This window comes from Nonomuraea sp. NPDC050153 (genome assembly GCF_044460125.1).
GTDB lineage: Bacteria > Actinomycetota > Actinomycetes > Streptosporangiales > Streptosporangiaceae > Nonomuraea.
Map to the genome: position 1 here is coordinate 208,826 of NZ_JBITJQ010000004.1, position 18,823 is coordinate 227,648.

Annotated in this window: 22 protein-coding genes; 2 read left to right on the forward strand and 20 right to left on the reverse strand. The window is 68.5% G+C overall.

From position 1 onward, the window contains the following. Positions 1–123: 123 nt before the first annotated feature. Positions 124–666, forward strand: coding sequence for a TetR/AcrR family transcriptional regulator (locus tag ACIBQ1_RS13035; RefSeq protein ID WP_397277065.1), 543 nt, complete (start codon positions 124–126; stop codon positions 664–666). Between the two features lie 111 nt (positions 667–777). On the opposite strand, the gene ACIBQ1_RS13040 is transcribed toward ACIBQ1_RS13035, so the two are convergent. The 4 genes from ACIBQ1_RS13040 to ACIBQ1_RS13055 form a co-directional block, all read right to left on the reverse strand. Then, positions 778–1,095, reverse strand: a complete 318-nt coding sequence (locus tag ACIBQ1_RS13040) for an STAS domain-containing protein (protein ID WP_397277067.1) — start codon at positions 1,093–1,095, stop codon at positions 778–780. A 76-nt stretch (positions 1,096–1,171) separates the two neighbouring features. After that, entirely contained in the window at positions 1,172–2,338 is a 1,167-nt protein-coding gene (locus tag ACIBQ1_RS13045) for a sensor histidine kinase (RefSeq protein WP_397277069.1), read from the reverse strand. Continuing rightward, positions 2,339–3,448: an ABC transporter permease gene (locus ACIBQ1_RS13050; RefSeq protein ID WP_397277071.1), complete on the reverse strand. Its 1,110-nt coding sequence runs from the start codon at positions 3,446–3,448 to the stop codon at positions 2,339–2,341. Further along, positions 3,445–4,341 carry an ABC transporter ATP-binding protein gene (locus ACIBQ1_RS13055; protein WP_397277073.1) on the reverse strand — a complete coding sequence of 299 codons (897 nt, stop codon included), beginning with the start codon at positions 4,339–4,341 and terminating at the stop codon, positions 3,445–3,447. Before ACIBQ1_RS13055 ends, ACIBQ1_RS13050 begins: the two co-directional genes overlap by 4 nt. Before the next feature lie 127 nt (positions 4,342–4,468). Between ACIBQ1_RS13055 and ACIBQ1_RS13060 the strand changes: the two genes are divergently transcribed. Beyond that, the gene (locus ACIBQ1_RS13060) at positions 4,469–5,059 is read left to right on the forward strand and encodes a cob(I)yrinic acid a,c-diamide adenosyltransferase (protein ID WP_397277074.1); all 591 of its coding nucleotides are present in this window, start codon (positions 4,469–4,471) and stop codon (positions 5,057–5,059) included. Positions 5,060–5,075: 16 nt separating this feature from the next. Here the strand turns inward: ACIBQ1_RS13060 and ACIBQ1_RS13065 are convergent, their stop codons facing one another. From ACIBQ1_RS13065 to ACIBQ1_RS13140, 16 genes are all read right to left on the reverse strand, one after another. Beyond that, positions 5,076–5,453, reverse strand: coding sequence for a DUF2550 domain-containing protein (locus tag ACIBQ1_RS13065; RefSeq protein ID WP_397277076.1), 378 nt, complete (start codon positions 5,451–5,453; stop codon positions 5,076–5,078). A 25-nt stretch (positions 5,454–5,478) separates the two neighbouring features. Then, on the reverse strand, positions 5,479–5,880 hold the full coding sequence (locus ACIBQ1_RS13070) for a F0F1 ATP synthase subunit epsilon (RefSeq protein WP_138666580.1): 402 nt from the start codon (positions 5,878–5,880) through the stop codon (positions 5,479–5,481). A gap of 101 nt (positions 5,881–5,981) precedes the next feature. After that, entirely contained in the window at positions 5,982–7,430 is a 1,449-nt protein-coding gene (atpD, locus tag ACIBQ1_RS13075; RefSeq protein ID WP_397277078.1) for a F0F1 ATP synthase subunit beta, read from the reverse strand. Between the two features lies 1 nt (position 7,431). After that, positions 7,432–8,334 carry a F0F1 ATP synthase subunit gamma gene (locus ACIBQ1_RS13080; RefSeq protein ID WP_397277080.1) on the reverse strand — a complete coding sequence of 301 codons (903 nt, stop codon included), beginning with the start codon at positions 8,332–8,334 and terminating at the stop codon, positions 7,432–7,434. A gap of 3 nt (positions 8,335–8,337) precedes the next feature. Next, entirely contained in the window at positions 8,338–9,987 is a 1,650-nt protein-coding gene (gene atpA / locus ACIBQ1_RS13085; protein ID WP_397277081.1) for a F0F1 ATP synthase subunit alpha, read from the reverse strand. 23 nt (positions 9,988–10,010) lie between these two features. Further along, the gene (locus ACIBQ1_RS13090; RefSeq protein WP_397277083.1) at positions 10,011–10,820 is read right to left on the reverse strand and encodes a F0F1 ATP synthase subunit delta; all 810 of its coding nucleotides are present in this window, start codon (positions 10,818–10,820) and stop codon (positions 10,011–10,013) included. Next, positions 10,820–11,365, reverse strand: a complete 546-nt coding sequence (locus ACIBQ1_RS13095; protein ID WP_355391286.1) for a F0F1 ATP synthase subunit B — start codon at positions 11,363–11,365, stop codon at positions 10,820–10,822. Before ACIBQ1_RS13095 ends, ACIBQ1_RS13090 begins: the two co-directional genes overlap by 1 nt. Before the next feature lie 35 nt (positions 11,366–11,400). Continuing rightward, positions 11,401–11,631: an ATP synthase F0 subunit C gene (gene atpE, locus ACIBQ1_RS13100; protein ID WP_344876161.1), complete on the reverse strand. Its 231-nt coding sequence runs from the start codon at positions 11,629–11,631 to the stop codon at positions 11,401–11,403. A 71-nt stretch (positions 11,632–11,702) separates the two neighbouring features. Continuing rightward, positions 11,703–12,503, reverse strand: a complete 801-nt coding sequence (gene atpB, locus ACIBQ1_RS13105; RefSeq protein ID WP_397277085.1) for a F0F1 ATP synthase subunit A — start codon at positions 12,501–12,503, stop codon at positions 11,703–11,705. Between the two features lie 73 nt (positions 12,504–12,576). Beyond that, entirely contained in the window at positions 12,577–12,792 is a 216-nt protein-coding gene (locus tag ACIBQ1_RS13110; protein WP_364836575.1) for an AtpZ/AtpI family protein, read from the reverse strand. A gap of 66 nt (positions 12,793–12,858) precedes the next feature. Beyond that, entirely contained in the window at positions 12,859–13,281 is a 423-nt protein-coding gene (locus ACIBQ1_RS13115; RefSeq protein ID WP_397277087.1) for a hypothetical protein, read from the reverse strand. Positions 13,282–13,411: 130 nt separating this feature from the next. After that, the gene (locus ACIBQ1_RS13120) at positions 13,412–14,692 is read right to left on the reverse strand and encodes a glycosyltransferase family 4 protein (protein WP_397277089.1); all 1,281 of its coding nucleotides are present in this window, start codon (positions 14,690–14,692) and stop codon (positions 13,412–13,414) included. A 57-nt stretch (positions 14,693–14,749) separates the two neighbouring features. Further along, a complete protein-coding gene (glyA, locus tag ACIBQ1_RS13125; RefSeq protein ID WP_397277091.1) occupies positions 14,750–16,015 on the reverse strand; it encodes a serine hydroxymethyltransferase in 1,266 nt (421 codons plus the stop codon). A gap of 72 nt (positions 16,016–16,087) precedes the next feature. Continuing rightward, positions 16,088–16,462 carry a hypothetical protein gene (locus tag ACIBQ1_RS13130; protein ID WP_357727531.1) on the reverse strand — a complete coding sequence of 125 codons (375 nt, stop codon included), beginning with the start codon at positions 16,460–16,462 and terminating at the stop codon, positions 16,088–16,090. Continuing rightward, positions 16,462–18,078, reverse strand: a complete 1,617-nt coding sequence (locus ACIBQ1_RS13135; protein WP_397277093.1) for a hypothetical protein — start codon at positions 18,076–18,078, stop codon at positions 16,462–16,464. The genes ACIBQ1_RS13130 and ACIBQ1_RS13135 overlap by 1 nt, the downstream gene beginning before the upstream one ends. 89 nt (positions 18,079–18,167) lie before the next feature. Continuing rightward, entirely contained in the window at positions 18,168–18,815 is a 648-nt protein-coding gene (locus tag ACIBQ1_RS13140; protein ID WP_355391261.1) for an L-threonylcarbamoyladenylate synthase, read from the reverse strand. Between the last annotated feature and the right edge of the window lie 8 nt (positions 18,816–18,823).

The following is an 18,823-nucleotide window of genomic DNA, read 5'->3' on the forward strand; positions in this document are numbered from 1 at the left end:
CGGATCATCCGTCCATAATTGTGTGCTCTGGGGGCCACGATCATGTTGGACGGGTGGAATGTGAACCGGTCTTACCGGGGAATGTCGGCTGAGCAAAGGCTGGCAGACAGACGCGAGCGGCTGATGACAGCCGCGTACACGCTATACGCGAAGCCAGGGTTCACGGCGACGACCATCGAAAGGCTGTGCTCGGAGGCGCGGATCTCCAACCGCGCCTTCTACGAATGTTTCGGCGGACGCGAAGAGCTCCTCCAGGCACTGCACGAGCGCTGCGTGGAAGAAAGCCTGGCCGTCGTGGCCAAAGCGGTCCAGGAGGCGCCGAAGACACTTGACGACCGGGTCAAGGCGGGGATTCGCGCGTACGTCGAATTCACCACGGCCGACTGGCGACGGGCCCGTATCATGCATGTTGAGGTGCGCCGGTCGGGCGATGTCCTGACAATTTCCCGTCAACGCGCGGTGGATGCGTTCGCGCGGCTGGTCGAGGAGGCGTCAGCCGATTTCCCGCAGGCCAAGGGGCTGAATCGGCGGCTGGTTGCACTCGGAGTAATTGGCGCGCTACAAGAGTTACTCATCGAGTGGCTGCACTCGGACGAGCAGCCCTCGATCGACGAACTCGCCGACGTGGCCGTGCACATCTTCACCCGCGGCCTCGGCACGTCGTGACTATTCGGTGACCATTCGGCGGCCATTCCTAATGGCCGGCCCGAAATCCGTATTTCACCTCACACAAAAGAGCGGGCAACGGCTGATCGTTGCCCGCTCCGATATGTCACATCAGGCCACGGCGGCCGCGGGAACCTCCATGTGCAGCACCCGATTCAGCCGGGTCACCGCCAGTATCCGCATGATCCGCGGTGGCACCCCCCGAAGAACGAGGCGGCGTTGCACGCTCAGCGCGCGCCGATGCGCGCCCACCAGCACCCCGAGGCCGGTCGCGTCGATCATCTCCAGCTTGGAGAGATCCAGGATCAGGTCGCCTTCGCCGGAGTCGAGAGCTTCGTGCAGGTGCTCCCGCACGCCGGCCGACGTGCCGGCGTCGAGCCTGGCGCCGATCCGCACCACCTGGGCACTCGGATTGCCCCGGACGCGCATGCCACCTCCTCAATCGCACACGGTGTAGTCACCTCAGGACGCAGAGCGTCCGCCGAGGTGAACCCGTGTCCCTCCCCTACCCACCTATCGGAAGTGACACGACTGCATTCAAGATGAACTGTCCGTCTTCCGTCGGATGGGCGCTCATCTTGCCGCCCACGGCGACCAGGCGCTCGGCCATGCCGGTCAGGCCGCTCCCGAGGTCCGCGGCCCGCCGCCGCTGCACCCCGTCGTTGCGGACGCTCAGCTCCGCCTCCTGCGCCGTGAAGCGGATCGAGATGTCGCAGAAGGTCGCGGTGCTGTGCTTGAGCACGTTGGTCACCGCCTCGCGGACCGCGTAGGCGAACACCGGTGCCACTCCGTCGGGCAGGTCCCGGTAGGGCAGGTGGACCTCGCAGCGGACCCCCGCCGCCTCCAGCACTCCCTTCACGCTGTTCAGCTCAGCGGCCAGGTCAAGCTCGCGGTAGCCGCGCACCGCCTGCCGCAACTCCCTGAGCGCCTTCCTGGTCAGCGCGTTGACCTCGGCCATCTCGGCCTTGGCCGCGCCGGAGTCCACGTCCGACAGCCGTACGGCCAGCTCGGTCTTCACGGCGATGGCGGAGAGTTGGTGGCCGACCAGGTCGTGCAGGTCCCTGGCGAAGCGCAGCCGCTCCTCGGCCAGCGCCAGCCGCGTGTGCGCCTCCCGGCCCTCGTGAGCCTGTACGGCGAGCGACCAGATCCAGATCCACATCCGGTTGGACGGCGGCATGATCACGCACCAGATCCCGAACGCGATCATGTAGAAGACCAGCGCCTGACCGATGCTCAGGTCCAAGCTCGTTCCGGCCGCCCCGAGCGCCACGGCCGACACACTGATGCCGACCCCCACCACCCACGTGCCGGCGGCCAGCAGGACGACCGTGCGCCTCGGGACCTGGAGCGTGGCCAGGCTCAGCCAGCAGGCGAGCACCATGCCCCAGCCGAACGGCTCGCCCCCGCCCAGAGCCGCCGCCACGACGGCGAAGGCCCCCGCCAGCACCACCTCCCGGATGAGGTAGCGGCGCTCCAGCGCCCCGTGGATGATGCGGGGCGAGATCCAGGTGAAACAGATCGCGGCGATCAGAGCGGGCACGGCACGCCACCACTGGAGGCTCCCATCCCCGAACGCGACCACCGACGTCAAAACGACCAGCAGCCACATCGCGACGAAGTTCGAGAGGAGCACTTTCCAGGTGAGGCGCCGCGCCCGCGTGATCGCGTCCATCTAGCCCGCGCGCAGCACGTCGCCGAGCTTGAGCCGGGCCCCCGTCCGGAGCACCGCCCGCTCGTAGACCTTGGCGCCGAAGCCCAGGACCGCGAGCACCGCCAGCGCCATCGCCCCCATCGACAGCCCCACCTGCCACATCGGCACCTCGGTCGCCGCCATCCGCACCGGCATGACCATGGCGGAGAACGGCGGCACGTACGACACGACCGTGGCCAGCGTGCCCATCGGATCGTTGGTGGCGTAGAAGGCCACGAAGTACGTGAGCATGATGACCATGGTGAGCGGCGTCATCACGGTGCTCACCTCCTCCTGGCGCGAGACCAGCGAGGCGAGCGCGGCCGCCAGCGTGGCGAAGAAGGCGTACCCGAGCACGAACCACACCAGCACGGCCGCCACCAGCCCCGGGATCCCGGGCGGGAAGTCGGCGGCGAAGCCGGAGGCCACGGATGAGGCGAGGCCGACGACCAGGATCGTGACCAGGTTGATCAGGCCGATCACGCCCAGCCCGACGATCTTGCCGGCGAGCAGTTGCCACGGCCTGATCGTGGAGAGCAGGATCTCCACGATCCTGCTGCCCTTCTCCTCCACCACGCCCATGGCCACCATCATGACCTGACCCATGAGCAGCATGAAGAGCACGAGGACGAGAACCACGGCGATCCCGGCGCGGGCGGCCTCGTAGCGGGTGTCGGCGCCCACCGACTCCATCTTCAGCGGCGGGATCGACACGCCCGCGGCGCCGAGCCTCACCTCGCGGTTGACGCTCTGCAGGAGCACGCCGAGCTCGCTCTCGATCTCGCCGTCGGTGAGCACCCGGGTCCCGTCGACCAGCGCGGCGTCCACATCCCCGTCGAGCACGGCCTGCTTGGCGGCGGCCTCGTCGGGGAAGCTGCGCCACGTGAACTCCGCGTCCGGCAGGGCGGCCTTCAGCGGCAGTTGCTGGGAGTTGACGGCGCCGAGCGTGTACGAGTCCGGCTTGTCGAAGATCTTGGGGGCGAAGGTCACCGCCGCCACCAGCACGGCCGTGATGACCAGGCCGATCGCGAACGCCTTGGTCCGCACCTGCGTGGTGATCTCGCGCCGGGCGACCAGCATCACTCCGTTCACGCCACGGCCTCCTTGAAGATCTCGGTGAGGGTCGGCTGCTCGACCCCGAAGTGCTCGACCTGCCCCGCCTTCATCGCGCGGCGCAGGATCTCCTGGTCGTCGCCGTCCGTGGTGTGCAGGACGTGCCTGTCGCCGTTCACGGTGACCGTGCCCGGCAGGCCGTCCGCCCAGCCGGGGGCCGGGTCGCGTACGACCACGCGCAGCGTGTTGCCCTCGGCCGCCCGTAGGTCGGCCACCGTGCCCGTGGCCACCATGCGGCCGGCCGAGACGATGCCGACCGAGTCGCACAGCCGCTCGACCAGCTCCAGCTGGTGGCTGGAGAAGATCACCGGCACGCCGCCCCGGCAGCGCTCCTGCAGCGCCGTGGCCAGCGCGTCCACCGCGATCGGGTCCAGCCCCGAGAACGGCTCGTCCAGCACCAGCACCTCGGGGTCGTGCACCAGCGCCACCGCGAGCTGCACGCGCTGCTGGTTGCCCAGCGACAGCGCCTGCACCGCGTCGCCCCGGCGCTCGGTCAGCGCGAGCCGCTCCAGCAGGTCGTCGGTGGCCTTCTTCGCGGCCGCCGCGCTCAGACCGTGCAGGCGGCCGAAATACTCGATCTGCTCGGCGACCCGCATCTTCTGGTAGAGCCCCCGCTCCTCCGGCATGTAGCCGAAGCGCCGCCGGTCATCGTAGCCGAGCGGCCTGTCCTGCCAGCTCACCGAGCCCGAGTCGGCCTGAAGCACGCCCATCACGATGCGCATGGTCGTCGTCTTGCCGGCGCCGTTCGCCCCCACGAACCCGAACATCTCGCCCGGCCGTACGGCGAAACTGATGCCGTCCAGGGCGACCTTCCCGCCGGGGGCGTCGGGGCCGCCCGCGAAGCGCTTGCGCAGCTCGCTGATCTCGAGCATCAGGTCATCTCCTTCGTCATGGGTAAATCGTGGCTTTGGAGGCGTTCGCCCTGCTAGTCGCTGAAATCACGGACCCGACATGGATCCCGCGTCCCTTGCCGATGACATTTGTCATTAATCTGAAGCCATGACGCGCGCCGACAAGGACAAACCGGTCGTCCTCTCCCGCATCTACACCCGCGCCGGCGACGACGGCACCACCGCGCTGAGCGACATGAGCCGGGCGTCCAAGACCGATCCGCGGCTGGCCGCCTACGCCGACGTGGAAGAGGCCAACGCCCACCTGGGCCTCGCGCTCTCGTTCGGCACGCTGCCCGCGGACCTCGTCGAGGTGCTCGGCCGCGTCCAGAACGAGCTGTTCGACGTGGGGGCGGACCTGGCCACGCCGGTCGTGGACGATCCGGAGTTCCCGCCGCTGCGGGTGGAGCAGTCGTACATCGACCGGCTGGAGGAGCAGTGCGACCGGTTCAACGCCGGCCTCAAGCCGCTGCGCAGCTTCGTGCTGCCCGGCGGCGACCCCGCGACGGCCGCGCTCCACGTGGCCAGGGTCACGGTTCGCAGGGCGGAACGCACGACGTGGGCGGCCCTGCAAGCGCACGACGACATGAACGTGCTGACCGCGAAATACCTCAACCGCCTGTCGGACCTGCTCTTCATCGCCTGCCGGGTCGCCCACGCGGGCAACGAGATCCTCTGGAAGCCCGGCGGCACCCGCTGATCCGGCGGCCAGGGGACTAGGCGACGTCCAGGTAGGCGCTGGGCGGCGCCGACTCCAGCCACGCGAGGAAGCCCGTCATCGCGTCGGCGCTCATCGCGAGCGAGAGCCCGCGGGTGGTGCCGCCGCAGTCGACCGCGAACAGCCCGCCTTCGATCTCACGCCGGGCGGAAACGACGAGGCCGCGCCTCGCGATCGCGTGGCGCGGCCTCAGTCGCACACCCAGGAGCGGGATCCAGTGGAGCTCCCCGTCGGCGTAGCGGGCTACCCCGCTCTGCCAGCCCCGGTCGCCCACTCTCAGCCGACAGGGCACACTTCCCCTGGCACGGGCCAGTGTGACCCCGCGTAGGACGATGAGGGCGGCAAACACTACGAGAATCGCAACCGTCGTAACCATGCCGCCCCCAAAGCGTGGAATCTCTTTATACCTCTTCGCCCGCCGCGCGAAGCCGAGCCCTGGCACGCTTGGCCTCGATCGCCGCGTCGGCGTCTTCCTGGTTGGCCTCGATCGAGGCCTGGGCCCGGTCGAGAGCGTCGCGAGCAGCCGCGACGTCGACCTCGGAACCGAGCTCGGCCACCTCGGCGAGCACCGACACCTCGTTGTCGGCCACGGAGATGAAACCGCCGTGCACGGCCGCCACGAGGTCGCCTTCGCCCTCCCGCTTCACGCGAAGCACACCGCCCTCGACGAGGACGCCGAGCACAGGTGCGTGTTGCGGCATAATACCGATCTCGCCGTCCACGGTCTTGGCAATCACCATGTCGGCCTCGCCCGACCAGATCTCACGCTCGGGTGAGACAACCCCAACACGTAGCTTCGCCACTTGTGTAGGTTCCTTTCCGATCTGGTGGTGGTGCCCCGTTCATACCCCAAAGCACCACCGTAGGTGCAGCGGGCCGCCGAAGACGACCCGCTGCAGGGCGATTAACTACGCTCGAGTTCCTTGGCCTTGGCCACGGCCTGCTCGATGCCGCCGACCATGAAGAACGCCTGCTCGGGCAGGTGGTCGTACTCACCCGCGCACAGGCCCTTGAAGGAGGCGATGGTCTCGTCGAGCGGGACGGTCTCGCCCGGCTGGCCGGTGAAGGCCTCGGCCGCGTACATCGGGTGCGACAGGAAGCGCTCGATGCGGCGGGCCCGCTGGACGGTGACCTTGTCCTCCTCGGACAGCTCGTCGATACCGAGGATCGCGATGATGTCCTGGAGCTCGCGGTACTTCTGCAGGATCCGCTTGGTCTCCTGGGCCACCCGGTAGTGCTCCTCGCCCACGATCTGCGGGTCGAGGATCCGGGAGGTGGAGTCGAGCGGGTCCACCGCGGGGTAGATGCCCTTCTCCGAGATCGGCCGCGAGAGCACGGTCTGCGCGTCGAGGTGCGCGAACGCGTTGTGCGGAGCCGGGTCGGTGATGTCGTCCGCGGGCACGTAGATCGCCTGCATGGAGGTGATCGAGTGACCGCGCGTCGAGGTGATGCGCTCCTGGAGCACACCCATCTCGTCGGCCAGCGTGGGCTGGTAACCCACGGCGGACGGCATGCGGCCGAGCAGCGTGGAGACCTCGGAACCGGCCTGCGTGAAGCGGAAGATGTTGTCGATGAACAGCAGCACGTCCTGCTTCTGCACATCGCGGAAGTACTCCGCCATGGTCAGCGCCGACAGGGCGACCCGCAGACGGGTGCCCGGCGGCTCGTCCATCTGGCCGAAGACGAGCGCGGTGTCCTTGAGGACGTCCGCCTCCTCCATCTCCAGCCAGAGGTCGTTGCCCTCACGGGTGCGCTCGCCGACGCCGGCGAAGCACGAGGTGCCACCGAAGTTACGGGCGACCCGGCGGATCATCTCCTGGATCAGAACGGTCTTGCCCACGCCGGCGCCGCCGAACAGGCCGATCTTCCCACCCTGCACGTACGGGGTGAGCAGGTCGATGACCTTGATGCCGGTGACGAGCAGCTCGGTGCGGGACTCGAGCTGGTCGAAGGCCGGCGACGGCCGGTGGATGCCCCACCGCTCGTTGATCTTGAGCGACGCGGTCGGCACGTCGAGCGTCTCGCCCAGCGCGTTCCACACGTGGCCCTTGACGACGTCGCCGACCGGCACCGAGATCGGGTTGCCGGTGTCCTGCACCGTCTGGCCGCGGACCAGGCCGTCGGTGGGCTGCATCGAGATGGTCCGGACCAGGTTGTCACCCAGGTGCTGGGCGACCTCCAGGGTCAGGGTCTTGGTCTCCCCGCCGAGGAGCACCTCGACCTTGAGCGCGTTATAGATCTCGGGCATCGCCTCGACGGGGAACTCCACGTCGACGACGGCGCCGGTGACACGTGCCACGCGGCCTGTGCCGGCCGCCGCGGCCTCTACAGTTTCAACAGCCTCTGCAGTCATTTCACTCTTTCCCCGCTGCGGCGTCAGCGAGCGCGTTGGCGCCACCGACGATCTCGCTGATTTCCTGGGTGATCTCGGCCTGGCGAGCCTGGTTCATCTGCTGGGTGAGCACCCGCATCAGCTCGTTGGCGTTGTCTGTCGCGGACTTCATCGCGCGCCGCCGCGCGGCCTCCTCGGAGGCCGCGGACTGCAGCAGCGCGGTGAAGATGCGCGACTCCACGTAACGTGGCAGGAGCGACTCCAGCACGTCGGCAGCGGTCGGCTCGAACTCGAAGTACGGCGGGATCGCGGTCGCCTCCGTCGCCTCGGTCTCCTCGACCTCCAGCGGCAGAATGCGCTTGACCACGACGTTCTGGGTCAGCATCGACACGAACTCGGTCGAGACGATGTGGATCTCGTCGATCCCGTTCTCGTCCTTGAACGAGTCGATCAGCGTCTGCGCGATCTCCTTGGCGTCGGCGTAGGCCGGCCTCCGGGAGAAGCCGACCCACTGGCCGCCCATGTCACGACCGCGGAAGGAGTGCCAGGTGACACCCTTGCGCCCGGTGACGAACGGGACCGCGGTCAGGCCGCGGCTCTCCAGCAGCCCGCGCAGGGCCTCGGCCTCGCGCAGCACGTTGGCGTTGAAGCCGCCGCAGAACCCGCTGTCGCTGGTGACGATGAGGACGCCCGCCTTGGTGGGGTTCTCCTTCGCCACGGTCAGCGGATGGTCGACGCTGGCCGCGTTGCTGACGACGCCGGTGACGGCGCGAGTGATCTCACGCTCGTACGGCAGCGCCGCCGACATCCGCTGCTGCGCCCTCACGATCCGCGAGGAGGCGATGAGCTCCTGGGCGCGCGTGATCTTCGCGGTCGACTTGACCGAGCTGATCCGCCGCCGCAGCAGCCTTAGCTGGGCACCCATGGCCTACTTCTTCTCCGCCGGACGGACGACCTTCTTGATCTTCTCCTGGCCGACCTCTTCGGCGCCCAGCGGCGCCACCGGCTCGTCCTTGACCAGGAGCTCGCCCGAAGAGGTGGTGAAGCTCTTCTTGAAGTCCGTGACAACGTCCTTCAGAGCGGTCACCGTGTCGTCGGACAGGTCCCTGGTCTCGCGGATGGTGTCGAAGATGCCCTTGTGCGAGGCCTGGATGTAGTCCAGGAACTCCGCCTCGAAGCGGCGGACGTCCTCGATCGGCACCTCGTCCAGCTCGCCCGTGGTGCCCGCCCAGACCGAGGCCACCTCGCGCTCCAGCGAGAAGGGGCTGTACTGGGGCTGCTTGAGCAGCTCGACCAGCCGCTGGCCGCGCTCCAGCTGAGCCTTGGACGCGGCGTCCAGGTCAGACGCGAAGGACGCGAAGGCCTCCAGGTCACGGTACTGCGACAGCGACAGACGCAGCGTGCCCGCGACCTTGCGCATGGCCTTGGCCTGCGCGGAGCCACCGACTCGGGACACCGAGATGCCCACGTTGATGGCAGGCCGCACACCGGCGTTGAACAGGTCGGTCTCGAGGAAGACCTGGCCGTCGGTGATGGAGATGACGTTGGTCGGGATGAAGGCCGACACGTCGTTGCCCTTGGTCTCGATGATCGGCAGGCCGGTCATCGAGCCGGCGCCCATGTCGTCGGAGAGCTTGGCGCAGCGCTCCAGCAGACGGGAGTGGACGTAGAAGATGTCACCGGGGAACGCCTCACGACCCGGCGGGCGGCGCAGCAGCAGGGAGACGGCGCGGTACGCGTCCGCCTGCTTGGTCAGGTCGTCGAAGACGATCAGGACGTGCTTGCCCTGATACATCCAGTGCTGACCGATCGCCGAGCCGGCGTAGGGCGCGATGTACTTGTAACCGGCGGGGTCGGAAGCGGGCGCGGCGACGATGGTGGTGTACTCCATCGCGCCGGCCTCCTCCAGCCGGGCACGCACCTGCGCGATGGTCGAGCCCTTCTGGCCGACCGCGACGTAGACGCAGCGGACCTGCTTGGCGGGGTCGCCGGAGGCCCAGTTCTCGCGCTGGTTGAGGATCGTGTCGACGGCGATCGCGGTCTTGCCGGTGCCACGGTCGCCGATGATCAGCTGGCGCTGACCACGGCCGATCGCGGTCATGGCGTCGATCGCCTTGATGCCGGTCGCCAGCGACTCCTTCACGGGCTGCCGCTGGACGACGGTGGGGGCCTGCAGTTCGAGGGCACGAATGGCCTCGGCCTCGATGGCGCCCTTGCCGTCGAGCGGGTTGCCCAGGGGGTCGACCACGCGGCCGAGGAAGTTGTCGCCGACGGGCACGGACAGGACCTCGCCCGTCCGGCGGACCGTCTGGCCCTCCTCGACCTTGCTGAAGTCGCCCAGGATAACGACACCGATCTCGCGGGTGTCGAGGTTAAGCGCCAGTCCGCGCGTGCCGTCCTCGAACTCGAGCAGCTCGTTCGCCATCGCCGAGGGAAGGCCGGAGACATGGGCGATGCCGTCGCCGGCGTCGACGACGGTCCCGATCTCCTCGCGCGCGGCGCCTTCCGGTTCGTACGCCTGGACGAAGCGCTCAAGCGCGTCCCGGATCTCGTCCGGCCGGATCGTAAGCTCCGCCATCTCTACTCTGTCTCCCTATTCGCCTAGCCGGCCAACCGGCGGCGGACTTCTTCGATTCGTCCCACAATGGTGGTGTCGATGATCTCGTCGCCGATGCGGACCGAGAACCCACCGAGCACTCGCTTGTCCACCTCGACGTTCAGGTGCACGTCACGGCCGTAGGAGGCGCTCAACCACGCCGTGAGGCGCTGCTTCTGCGCCTCGGTCAGCTCGACCGCGCTACGCACCACCGCCACGAGGCGCTGGCGCTGCTGGGCCACGAGCTGGATGAACTCCTCCAGGCCCGACTCCAGGCTACGCCCACGCGGATGCACCGCGACCTGCTTGACCAGGCGCAGGCTGGTCGGAGCGACCTTCTCGCCGAGCAGGTCGCCCAGCAGCTGCTCCTTGCCGGCCTCCGGCGCGGTCTGGTCGGCGAGCGCGCGACGCAGATCGGGGTTGGCGGCGACGATGCGGCCGAAGCGGAAGAGCTCGTCCTCCACGTCGTCGATCCTGGACTGGCCCTCCGCCTCCGCCGCGGCGGCGACGACGCCGAGCCGCTCGATCGCGTCGGCCAGGTCACCGGCCCGCGACCACCGGGCCGAGACCGCGGCCTCGGTCGTGGCGGTCGCGGCCTCGCTGACCTTGCCCGCGAGCAGCGCGCGCACGGTGCCCGCCTTCTGCTCGCCGGGCCTGGCCGGGTCTGACAGAGCCCGGCGCAGGCCGTGTTCGCGGTCGAGCAGATCCGCGATCGCGAACAGCTCGTCGGAGAGCACGCCGAGGTCGGCACTGCCGGCGACGGCGTTGAACCGCTCCTCGACCTCTGCCAGCGACGTCCTGCTCAGACCGCGCATCAGCGCACCGCCTGCGGCGTGGCCTCGAGCTCGTCGAGGAACCGGTCGACGATGCGGCTCTGCCGGACCTCGTCCTCAAGGGACTCGCCGACGATGCGGCCGGCCAGCTCGGTCGACAGGCGGCCGATCTCGGTGCGGAGCTGGGCGAAGGCCGCCTGGCGGTCCGCCTCGATCTGCGCGTGTGCGGCCTCGACGAGGCGACGGGCCTCGGCCTGCGCCTCCTCGCGGAGTTCGGCCTTGATCTGCGCGGCCTGCTCGCGAGCTTCCTCGCGCAGCCGGGCCGCCTCGTGCCTGGCCTCGGCCAGCTGGTCGCGGTACTGCTGCTGCAGGGCCTGCGCCTCGGCCTGGGCCTCCTCCGCCCTCTTGATGCCACCCTCGATCGCGTCGGTCCGCTCGCCCAGCGTCTTCTGGATGCGCGGAACGAGGATCTTGCCGACGACGACGAGAACGACGAGGAACGAGAAGATACCGACGACGAGCTCGAAAGTGTGCGGAAGGAGCGGGTTGGCGCCTTCCTCCGCGAGGAGCGTAGCTGCCTTGATCATGGTTGCAGCCTTTCGTCAGGGGTTTTCTTCTGGTCTTAGATGTTCGCGAAGATGAACGGCGCGACCAGACCGAGCAGGGCGAGGGCCTCGGTAAGGACGAAGCCGAGGAGCATGTTCTGGCGGATCAGGCCGTAAGCCTCGGGCTGGCGCGCGATGGCCTGCACGCCCTGACCGAAGATGATGCCGACGCCGATGCCGGGGCCGATGGCGGCGAGACCGTAACCGATGGCGGTGACGTTGCCGGAGACCTCAGCGAGAACGCTCATTGCTGTATTCCTTTACTGGACGGCCGGTGAAGCGAAGTCTCACCGGTCATGGATATTCCGGTACGTGGATCTCAGTGCTCTGCGTGCAGGGAGCCGCCGATGTACATCGAGGCCAGCATCGCGAAGAGGAACGCCTGCAGGAACTGGATGAACATCTCGAAGGCCGTGAAGATGATGGTCATGACCACGCCGATCACGCCCACCCCGGCGCCGAGCGGCGTCAGCTTCTCGAACAGGAACCAGAAGCCGACCATGCTGAAGAACGCCAGCAGCATGTGGCCGGCGAACATGTTGGCGAAGAGTCGGACCGCGTGCGTGAACGGCGCGATGATCAGGTTCGACAGGAACTCGATCGGCGACAGCAGCAGGTAGATCGGCTTGGGCAGTCCCGGCGGGAACATCAAGTTCTTGAAGTAGCCGATCGGGCCCTGGTGCTTCATTCCCAGGTAGACCTTGAGCACGTAGATCGAGCCCGCGAGGACGATCGGGAAGGCGATGTGCGAGGCCACCGGGAACTGGAGCAGCGGGACGACGCCCATGATGTTCCAGACGAAGACCAGGAAGAACAGCGTCAGCAGCAGGCCCATCCACCGGTCGGCGTCCTTGCCCAGGAAGGGCCGGGCGACCTGGTCGCGGACGAACATGTAGCCGTACTCGGCGACGTTCTGCACACCCCGGGGGACGACCTTGGGGTTGGCGAAGGCCGCCCAGCAGAAGCCGATCACCAGGATCGCGCTGAGGATGGCGAGGAGAACCGGCTTGGTGAACCAGTCGACCCCGGGGATGATCGGGGTAAAGGAGTTGAACAGCTCGTCAGGCGTTGGGGCCCGGAACTGGTCTTCAGGAGGAGCGAGGACCGTCAGCGCAATCACGCGGCGTTCCCTTCAACGTCGTAGTGTGGATCACAAGGGTTTTCCTCAGCGAAGCGATCTACTGCCGTATGGGCTAGCGACCGAACTTCCGGTATGCCAGGTAGCCACCGAGCACCAGCCCCAGGACGATGCCTATGGGGAAGAACGCGGACATGTCCAACCACCGGTCCAGCAACCAGCCGGCGCCTCCGTAGAAAGCCATCCCGGCGATCAAGTAGCTCGGGACTGACCACATGGCGTCGGCGAAGTCGCGACCGTCCTTTTCGGGTCGGCGTTCCTGTGCGCTCATCGCGGCCCTGACGATAGCAGGCAAGTAGAGGACTAGTCATATCGGGCCTGCCCGCTTTACCTGACTTCACGAGTCGCCCTTACCGGGAACCCCGGCCTCGGGGTCGACGTAAAGCATCTTGGTCTTCATGAAGGCGCGCACTTCGAAGCCCGTCCAGACCAGCGTGCAGACGACGACCGTCCAGGCGAACGCCTGGGTGTTCCAGGCCGTGGTGTCGCGGAAAGAGGCCAGCACGACCATGATGGCGACGACTTTGACGAGGTAGCTGACCATTGCCGCGATCGCCATCATCTGGGGGGAGATCCGAGCGGCGTAGGACACCGCCACCACGCTGATGCTGAAGAAGACCCCGACGAGCAAGGTGCCGATCGCGGCGCCCAGCGCTCCCTTGCCGCCGATCGTCAGGAGCGAGACAGCCACGGCGACCACCCCAACCGCGAAGGTCGGAATCGCGGCGCTCTTGAGTACGCGCACGTCGTTGGCCTGCATCGGTGCTCCATCAACAAGTTATCAAGCGAGCGTTTGCTACCTCCAGAACCGGTGGGTCTGGAGTCCCTGCTCGTGAAAGATATCACAAGCTCACAGAAGACCGCTTTTACCTGCCGTTTCTAGTTCGCGATCAAGAACGGCTCGGAAAGGCAGGAATGACCGGTTTGCCCTCGGCGCTCGCGCGGGCGCCGTCAGAAGGCGGCTGCTGCCTCCTGACCTGGGAATCCTCGGGCGGGATCGGCGGCATCGGCCCGGTGGGAGGCCCGTCGTCGTCGGGGCTGTTGTCGCGCGGCGCCGCGTGCGCCCCGCCCCTGCCCCGCCAGCGCGGCAGGGCCATCAGCACCAGGACGGCCAGGGCCAGCACGATGACCGCGGGGAAGAGCAGGACGGGCACACCGACCCTGGACATGCCCACGATGCCGAACGAGAACAGGAACGTCCAGGCGTACATGATGAGCACCGAACGCCGGTGCGAGTGGCCGATGTCCATCAGCCGGTGGTGCAGGTGACCGCGGTCGGGCGCGAACGGCGACAGGCCCTGCGACGTGCGCCGCACGACGGCGGTGATCAGGTCCATGAGCGGCAGCACCAGCACCGCCGCGGGGACGAGCAGCGGCAGCAGCACGGGGAACTTGTTCATCTCCACGATGGCCGAGGTATCGACCGGCGTCACCGTGACGATGGAGGATGCGAGCACGAGCCCGATCAGCATGGCGCCCGTGTCGCCCATGAAGATCTTCGCCGGATGGAAGTTGTGCGGCAGGAAGCCCAGGCAGGCACCGATGAGAACGGCGGCGATGGCGGCCGTGGCGGTGATGTTGCTGCCCGTGATGTCCTGGCTGATGATGATCGAGTAGGCCCAGGTGGCCATGCCCGCGATGCACACGATCCCGGCCGCCAGCCCGTCGAGCCCGTCGACGAAGTTGACCGCGTTGATCGTCACGACCACGACCAGGATGGTGATGATCGTGCTGAGCGTGTAGTCGAGGCTGGTCGAGCCGCCCCAGCTCTCCGGCAGCGGGATCGACGTCAGCCGCATGTCGAAGAAGACCAGCACCCCGGCCGCCGCGATCTGGCCGGCGAGCTTGATGAGGGCGTCCATGCCCCACCAGTCGTCGAGGAAGCCGGTGAACGTGATGAGCCCACCCGCGATGATCAGCGCGGGCACCGGATTCGAGCCCGTCCCCGCCAGGGCCTCGCCCGAATGGGTCATCTGGCCGGCCAGCAACAGGCCCACGACCAGCCCGCCGTATATGGCCAGGCCGCCCAGCCTGGGCGTCGGCGTGGTGTGCACGTCCCGATCGCGAATCTCCGGCATGGCACCGATGCGGATGGCGAAGCGGCGCACCAGCGGGACCAGCAGATAGGTCACCGCCGCGGCGATGAGCGCCATGAACAGGTATTCGCGCACGAACCTAGTTTCCCGGATACTCCGGCCGTCTGGGACCGGAAAACGACACAGACCAGCTTAATATTCGCTGAGATATGGCTGATGGATGGCCAGAAGCGCCGACACTCTTTCCCGGACCTCCCCGGCATCGGCGGGATGCCGCACCGCCCGGGTCACCAGCGTCCCGACCTCCTTCAATTCCTGGGGCCCCATGCCCTGCGTGGTCACGCACGGGGTGCCGACGCGGATCCCCGACGTGATCGACGGGGGCTCGGGATCGTACGGGATCACGTTCCGGTTGAGCGTGATGCCGGCCCGCGCGCACCTGAGCTCGGCCTCGGCGCCCGACACGTCGAGATCCCGCAGGTCGATCAGCGCCAGATGGGTGTCCGTGCCGCCGGACACCGGCCGCATCCCCTGCCCGGCCAGCGCCTCCGTCAGCGCCCGCGCGTTCGCGATCACCTGCCTGGCGTAGTCGGCGAACTCCGGCCGCATCGCCTCCGCGAACGCCACCGCCTTGGCCGCCACCACGTGCATCAGCGGCCCGCCCTGGATGAACGGGAACACCGCCCGGTCGATCTTCCTGGCCAGCTCCCGCGTGCACAGGATGGCGCCGCCGCGCGGCCCGCGCAGCGCCTTGTGCGTGGTGAACGTCACAACGTCCGCGTACGGCACCGCCGACGGGATCGCGCCGCCCGCCATCAGCCCGATCGGGTGCGCCACGTCGGCCAGCAGCCACGCGCCCACCTCGTCCGCGATGCCGCGGAAGACCGAGAAATCGATCAGCCTGGGATACGCCGTGGCGCCGCACACGATGAGCTTCGGCTGGTGCCGCAGGGCCAGATCCCGGACTTCGTCGTAGTCGATGAGTTCGGTGTCGCGCCGCACGCCGTATGACACGACGTCGAACCATCTTCCCGAAAAATTCACCTTGGAGCCGTGGGTGAGGTGGCCGCCGTGCGGCAGCGCCATGGCCAGCATCGTGTCGCCGGGTTGCAGGAGCGCGGCGTAGGCGGCCAGGTTCGCGGAGGCGCCGGAGTGGGGCTGCACGTTGGCGTGCTCGGCCCCGAACAACGTGCGCGCCCGCTCGATCGCCAGCTCTTCGGCCCGGTCCACCACCTCGCAGCCGCCGTAGTAGCGCCTTCCGGGGTAGCCCTCGGCGTACTTGTTGGTGAGGGTGGAACCGAGGGCGGCCAGGACGGCGGGCGAGGTGAAGTTCTCGCTCGCGATCAGCTGGATCCCGCCGCGCACCCGCTCCAGCTCGTCGAGCAGCACTTGTGCGAGCTCCGGGTCCTGCCTCTGCAGCAACCCGAAGTCGGGACCGTAATAGGGTTCCCCACCCATTTCCCCACTGTACGACCTAATGTCCGTTTCTCCCAGACGTAACCCGTCCTTTCGGCGGGAACGCGGGGAGCGCTACTGGAACGCGTGCGGCGCGTTGGCCGTCGTGGGGATCCACCGGGGCGTGTCCGCCGCCTCGTCGCTGATGGCCGTCAGCACGGAGTGGCGGTAGACGGCCAGCCTGGTGCGCCATTCGCGGATGTCCTGGACGTAACGCTCGCCCACCGGGGCGTCCCACGTCTGAGGGCTCTTGGCCAGCCCGTACGCCTTGTCCAGAGCCGTCCTGAGCGTCTCCAGTTGCGGCAGGACGGTGTTCCAGGCCAGGACCAGGCGCTGGTAGTCGGGATTGAACTCCCAGGCCCTCTGCGGGCTGTCCAGGGCCCCTGAGGGGGCGGCGGGCGGGGTCTCGTCGCGCTCCCTGGGCCTGGGCGCCGGCGGGTCGACGTACATCACGCGCTCCTTTCCGGCGTGCCGGGGTCGATGTCACCGGGTGGGCCGTCGGGCCGGATGTCCCTGGGCGCCCACTCGCCCTTGCCGTACTCGCCCGGCGGGACCTCCACGGACGGCATGTCGAGGGGCTGGATCTCGCGGTGGTGCTCCATGACCGTCCGCAGGGCGTCCAGACTGGGCGGGGAGGCGTCCACGGAGACGACGTCGCTGCCGTCGGTGGCCCAGGCGGTGACGTCGGATCCGGCGGGAGGAACGGCTTGCGGCCCGTACGCGATCTGCGTCTGGATGGAGGGGTTGGTCGGCGGAATCGAAACAGGCGCCCCCTGACCGCCCTGACCGCCCTGACCGCCCTGACCGCCCTGACCGCCCTGACCGCCCTGGCCGCCTTGACCGCCCTGGCCACCTTGGTCGCGGGTCCCCTGGTCGCCCGTTCCCCGGTCTTGGTCACCGACACCGGTCCCCCGGTCGCCCGTCCGCTGGTCGTCGCCCGTCCGCCGGCCCGCGTCGCCGCCCGAAGGCTGCTCCGGCGTCGTGTCCTTCGCGCCCGGGGTGGTGTCCGTGCCGGAGGCGCAGCCGTCGTTCCCACCCGCGGTGGGAGCGGTGCCGTCCGCGGGCGTGGTGTCGTCGCCCAAGGTGTCCGTCAAGCCGGGCATTTCCAGTGGCGGGATCTCCCGGTGGTGCCCCACGACCGTCTTCAGCGCGTCCAGGTCGGGCGGATCGGTGTCGGCGGAGACGATGTCGCTGCCGTCGTTCGCCCAGGTGTTGACGTTCGCGGCCGCGGTGCTGTCGGCGGGGAGCTTCGGCATGTCCGCCGGTTGCACCTTGTCGGCGTTCTCGAGGAGGTCTTCCAGTTGCTCGGCTGTGGGCGGGTCGATGGGTATCTGGAGGACCTTTACGCCGTCCACTTCCACGATGTGCGGCTTGGTCGGGTCCGGCTGGTCCTTGGCCGGGGTGTTGACGGCGCCGTCGTCCGGCTCGGCGCCGTGGTCGCGCCTGCTGCCCACATCGTCGTCCTTGGGCTGGTCAGCGGGCTGATCCCCGGTCTTGCCTTCGCTCCCGCCGTCCTGGCCGGTCCCGGTGTCCTTGTCCCCGTCGCACGTCTTCCCGTCAGCGTCGGAGCCGGTCTTCCCGTCAGCACCGGTCTTGCCATCCGAGTCCGACTTCCCGTCAGCACCGGTCTTCCCATCCGAGTCCGACTTCCCGTCAGCACCCGTCTTCCCATCCGAGTCCGACTTCCCATCGGCACCGGTCTTCCCGTCCGAGTCCGACTTGGTGTCGTCGTCCTTCGAGGGTGGCTCGTCGGCACGTGGGTTGTCGTACTTGTCCCGATCCCCCCGCACCTCCTTGGGATCGTCGTCCTCCGTGGCCCCCGCCCCCGTCCGTGGCGGGTCGACCCGCTTCTCCAGCACGCCGAGCCGGGTGTTGACGTCCTTGACCATCACGTCGACGGCGTCCGCGACCTGGGCGGGGCGGTGGGTGGTCCGGGTGGACAGCCCGGCACGGCGCATGGCGCCCCTGACCTGGTCCTCGACCGTGCGCATCTGCGTGGCCGCGTGTTTCACCTCGGTCAGCAGGTCACGGACCAGCTTGGGATCCATGCCGTCGAACTTGCCCATGGGCCACTCCCGGACGTAATCGCCGCTCCGGGCCTCACCGTAATGTCGGCGGGAGCGCGATCGCAGCCGGGATAAGCAGACGGTATACGTCAGTCGTCGGTGGCGACGTACCCGATGATGCCCCGCAGCTTCTCCACCGGGATCGCCCCGCGCCGCAGCAGCCGGGGCACGGCGGTGGTGAGGTCGAGGATGGTGGAGGGCGTGTTGTCGGTGGTCTTGCCGCCGTCGAGGTAGATCTCGACCGAGTCGCCGAGCTGCTCCTCGGCCTCCTCCGCCGTGGTGGCGGCGGGGGCGCCGGAGCGGTTGGCGCTGGAGACTGCCATGGGGCCGGTCTCCTTGAGCAGGTCGAGCGCGACCGGGTGGAGCGGCATGCGGACGGCCACCGTGCCCTTGGTCTCCCCCAGGTCCCAGGAAAGGGCCCTGTTGGCCTTGCAGACGAGCGTGAGCGACCCGGGCCAGAAGGCGTCTATCAGGTCCTGCCCGTACGGCCCGAGGTCGTCTATGAGCGCTGTGGCGGCTCTGACGGTGCCCACGAGCACGGGCGGCGGCATCTCGCGGCCCCGGCCCTTGGCGTCGAGCAGCGCCGTGACCGCCGCCGGCGTGAACGCGTCGGCGCCGATGCCGTAGACGGTGTCGGTCGGGAGCACCACGAGCTCGCCCCGCCGCACGGCGGCGGCGGCCTCCATCACGCCCACGGTCCGCTGCTCCAGGTCGGAGCAGTCAAAGCGTCTGGCCATCGGTCCTG

Coding starts and splice junctions, on each gene's coding strand:
- ACIBQ1_RS13035 (WP_397277065.1), top strand. CDS start 124: ATGACAGCCGCGTACACGCTATACGCGAAGCCAGGGTTCACGGCGACG.
- ACIBQ1_RS13040 (WP_397277067.1), bottom strand. CDS start 1,095: ATGCGCGTCCGGGGCAATCCGAGTGCCCAGGTGGTGCGGATCGGCGCC.
- ACIBQ1_RS13045 (WP_397277069.1), bottom strand. CDS start 2,338: ATGGACGCGATCACGCGGGCGCGGCGCCTCACCTGGAAAGTGCTCCTC.
- ACIBQ1_RS13055 (WP_397277073.1), bottom strand. CDS start 4,341: ATGCTCGAGATCAGCGAGCTGCGCAAGCGCTTCGCGGGCGGCCCCGAC.
- ACIBQ1_RS13060 (WP_397277074.1), top strand. CDS start 4,469: ATGACGCGCGCCGACAAGGACAAACCGGTCGTCCTCTCCCGCATCTAC.
- ACIBQ1_RS13065 (WP_397277076.1), bottom strand. CDS start 5,453: ATGGTTACGACGGTTGCGATTCTCGTAGTGTTTGCCGCCCTCATCGTC.
- atpD (WP_397277078.1), bottom strand. CDS start 7,430: ATGACTGCAGAGGCTGTTGAAACTGTAGAGGCCGCGGCGGCCGGCACA.
- ACIBQ1_RS13080 (WP_397277080.1), bottom strand. CDS start 8,334: ATGGGTGCCCAGCTAAGGCTGCTGCGGCGGCGGATCAGCTCGGTCAAG.
- atpA (WP_397277081.1), bottom strand. CDS start 9,987: ATGGCGGAGCTTACGATCCGGCCGGACGAGATCCGGGACGCGCTTGAG.
- ACIBQ1_RS13090 (WP_397277083.1), bottom strand. CDS start 10,820: ATGCGCGGTCTGAGCAGGACGTCGCTGGCAGAGGTCGAGGAGCGGTTC.
- ACIBQ1_RS13095 (WP_355391286.1), bottom strand. CDS start 11,365: ATGATCAAGGCAGCTACGCTCCTCGCGGAGGAAGGCGCCAACCCGCTC.
- atpE (WP_344876161.1), bottom strand. CDS start 11,631: ATGAGCGTTCTCGCTGAGGTCTCCGGCAACGTCACCGCCATCGGTTAC.
- ACIBQ1_RS13110 (WP_364836575.1), bottom strand. CDS start 12,792: ATGAGCGCACAGGAACGCCGACCCGAAAAGGACGGTCGCGACTTCGCC.
- ACIBQ1_RS13115 (WP_397277087.1), bottom strand. CDS start 13,281: ATGCAGGCCAACGACGTGCGCGTACTCAAGAGCGCCGCGATTCCGACC.
- glyA (WP_397277091.1), bottom strand. CDS start 16,015: ATGGGTGGGGAACCCTATTACGGTCCCGACTTCGGGTTGCTGCAGAGG.
- ACIBQ1_RS13130 (WP_357727531.1), bottom strand. CDS start 16,462: ATGTACGTCGACCCGCCGGCGCCCAGGCCCAGGGAGCGCGACGAGACC.
- ACIBQ1_RS13135 (WP_397277093.1), bottom strand. CDS start 18,078: ATGGGCAAGTTCGACGGCATGGATCCCAAGCTGGTCCGTGACCTGCTG.
- ACIBQ1_RS13140 (WP_355391261.1), bottom strand. CDS start 18,815: ATGGCCAGACGCTTTGACTGCTCCGACCTGGAGCAGCGGACCGTGGGC.